Source organism: Gryllotalpicola sp. CP2-P1, from assembly GCF_057512245.1.
Genome location: NZ_JBLRDT010000261.1, coordinates 1 through 2,814, shown reverse-complemented (window position 1 = coordinate 2,814; position 2,814 = coordinate 1). Strand labels below are relative to the sequence as shown.

At 70.9% G+C, this 2,814-nt stretch carries 3 protein-coding genes; all 3 read right to left on the bottom strand.

Annotated elements, in window-relative coordinates; genetic code table 11:
* The coding region (locus ACM2XV_RS13935) for an FGGY family carbohydrate kinase (RefSeq protein ID WP_487027357.1) at positions 1-646 on the bottom strand (646 nt) is incomplete at its 3' end.
* Positions 643-1,662 (bottom strand): NAD(P)-dependent oxidoreductase, encoded by a 1,020-nt coding sequence (locus tag ACM2XV_RS13930; protein ID WP_487027356.1) that lies wholly within the window; start codon positions 1,660-1,662, stop codon positions 643-645. The genes ACM2XV_RS13930 and ACM2XV_RS13935, both read right to left, overlap by 4 nt.
* Positions 1,663-1,671: 9 nt before the next feature.
* Positions 1,672-2,517 carry a GntR family transcriptional regulator gene (locus ACM2XV_RS13925; RefSeq protein WP_487027355.1) on the bottom strand — a complete coding sequence of 282 codons (846 nt, stop codon included), beginning with the start codon at positions 2,515-2,517 and terminating at the stop codon, positions 1,672-1,674.
* Positions 2,518-2,814: the final 297 nt, after the last annotated feature.

The following is a 2,814-nucleotide window of genomic DNA, read 5'->3' as shown; positions in this document are numbered from 1 at the left end:
GCGTCTGGGGAAGAATGCGCGCGGGCAGGTCGACCGCCGCGGCCAGCTCGCCCGACCAGTCACGCGCCGCGAGGTCGAAGAGGGCGCTGCTCGAGCCGCAGGTCGGGTCGGTCGTGAACTCGCCGGTCAGGCGGTAGACGACCCAGTCGCTCAGCATGCCGAGGTGCCGGGCGGCGGCGAAGACCTCCGGTCGCTCCTGCTGCAGCCAGAGCAGGCGCGCGGGGGCCGTGATCGAGACCCAGTCACCGGCGAGCTCGTAGATGCGGTCGGCGAGCCCGCGCCGCGTGAGCTGCTCGGCCTGGTCGCGGGCACGACCATCGGTGTTGGGGCACGCGAAGATCTCGTCGCCGTGCTCGTCGTAGAGCACGAAGCCCTCGCGCATGCTCGAGACGCCCACCGCCGCCACGGGGCGGCCGCGCAGAAGACCGACCACCTCGCGCACGGCCGAGCTGATCAGCTGCCACCCGCCCGTCGTGTCGAAGTCGGCGCCACCGGGGTGGCCGGGGGTCGCTGCGTGGGTCCATTCGCGAGCGGCCCGGGCAACGGCCCGCCCGCCCTCGTCGAAGGCGATCGCGCGCACGGAGCCCGTTCCGGCGTCGATCGCGAGGAAGACGGGGCCGCCGCTCACGCCACGAGCGCCGCTCACTTGCGCCACCTGAGCTCGCCCCCGCTCGTGAACGCGAGGATCTCGTCGGCGAGCATCTGCGCACCGCGCTGCAGGGTCTCGAAGGTCGCGCCGGCGATGTGCGGGGTGATGATGACGCTCGGCTCGGCGAGCAGCTCGCGCCACGGCCCGTCGCTCTCGCACACGTCGAGCGCGGCGCCGCCGAGGTGCCCGGAGCGGACGGCGGCGAGCAGCGCGCTCTCGTCGACCAGCGACTCGCGCGCGGTGTTGATGAAGAACGCGCCTGGCTTGAGGGCGGCGAACTGGGCGTCAGAGACGAGCCGGCGGTTCTCGGCGGTTGCGCGGGCGTGCAGGGTCAGCACGTCGACCTGCGGCAGCAGCTCATCGAGGCTGTCGACCTGGCGGACCCCGGCGACCGACCCGGTCGGCACGAACGGGTCGAACGCGAGCACCTCGAGCCCCAGCGCGAGCGCCCGCTCGGCCACCAGCCGAGCCACGTTGCCGAGACCGACGAGGCCGAGCGTGCGGCCCTTCAGCTCGTACCCGAACCAGCGGGCGCCTTCGAAGGTCGACTCGGCGAGCGCCTCGCCGCTGTCGCGCCGCTGCTGCGCCTCCCGCAGCGAGGGCGCCACGTTCCGCAGCAGATCGATGAGGAATCCGATCGTCAGATCGGCGACAGCCGCCGCGTTCTTGCCCGGAGTCGTCGTCACCGCGACGCCGTGCTCGGCGGCCGCCGCGAGGTCGACGTTGACGGGGCCGCCGCGCGCACAGGCGAGCAGCCGCACCGAGGGGTTCTCTTCGATGACGCGCCTGCTGATCGGCGCCCCGTGGAACGCGACGATGCGGTGCCCAGCGATGAGGTCGCTCACCTCGGCGGGGTCGCCTTCGAACTCAGCGAGGCCCTCGGTCGACCACTGCGGGTCGGTGGTGATCGTCACCGTCGCGATGTCGGGCTCGAGGCCGTTGCGCCGCAGCGCATCGGCGAACACGTCGGCCTTCATGTAGCTGTCGCCGATGATGAGGATGTCGTTGGCCACGCGGTGCTCCTAGTCGTGTTCGTAGCTCAGGGTCGCGGCGAACTGCTCGTCGGCCGCGGCGAGTTCCGGGTAGAGGCCCGACGGCGGCGAGTTGTGCCCGCTGTCGACCGTCACCCGCAGCCGGTCGGTGCGCACAGAGGCCCGAGAGAAGTCGACGGGCTCGTTGTTCTGGTCGTATGCGACGGCTTCGACGACGACGATGGGGCTGCCCTCTTCGATCTCGAGCAGCTGTGCGAGACGCCGATCGGCGCTGACCGCCTCGATGGTGCGGTGCATCCGCGTGATCGTGACGCCGCTGACCCGCTCGAGCGCGGCATACAGGCTCGCGCGCGGCTCGCGCAGGCTCGGGGCCAGGCCTGAGAAGCGCTTCGGCAGGTAGTTGACGACGTGCACCGCGGTGAGCTTGCCGACCGCGCGCAGCCGCTCGACGACGAAGCCCTGGCCGCCGGGGTTGTTCGTGAACGCGGCGGCGGCCCACGGGGGAAGCATCTCGACGCCGGCGCGCAGAATCTGCGAGGTGAGCGCGCTGCGGCCGTCCTCCTGGTATTGCCCGAGCAGGCTCGGCGCGTTCGGCAGCGTCCACGACGACGGCGACGTGGGGGTCTGGACGAACGCCCCCTTCCCCTGTCGCCGCGAGATCAGCCCCGACTTCTCGAGACGTGCCAGGGCTTCTCTGACGCTCGAACGCGAGACGTCGAAGTACGCGCAGAGCTCGTGCTCGCTGGGCAGCTGGTCGCCCTGGGTGTAGAGCCGGGTCGAAATGCCGTACTCGATCGAGCGCAGCACCTGGAGCCAGATCGGGGACCCGGTTCTCGGGTCGATCGGCGGCAGCTGGGTGACGGTGTCGTTGCGCATGTCCTCGTGTCCTCATTGACAACTGCTGCAACCGTACGGACCGCACTTGTACCGAAACCAGGGACAAGTGCGCTGGCGTTATGGTTTCGTTACCTGGCGCGCATAATTCCGCATAACCAGGGGATTCTTCTGCGCGGCCGCACCTCGGGCGGCAGGCTCGCCCGCCCCACTCGCACCGTTCGGGCCATACAAGCAGACAAGCTGCCCCGCGCTCGGCTCAGCCGCGCTTCCAATGCCAGGTGCCGCTCGCGTAGAGGGTGCACGTGAGCCCGTCGACGGACCGGTTGTGATCGGCCG

Coding starts and splice junctions, on each gene's coding strand:
- ACM2XV_RS13925 (WP_487027355.1), bottom strand. CDS start 2,517: ATGCGCAACGACACCGTCACCCAGCTGCCGCCGATCGACCCGAGAACC.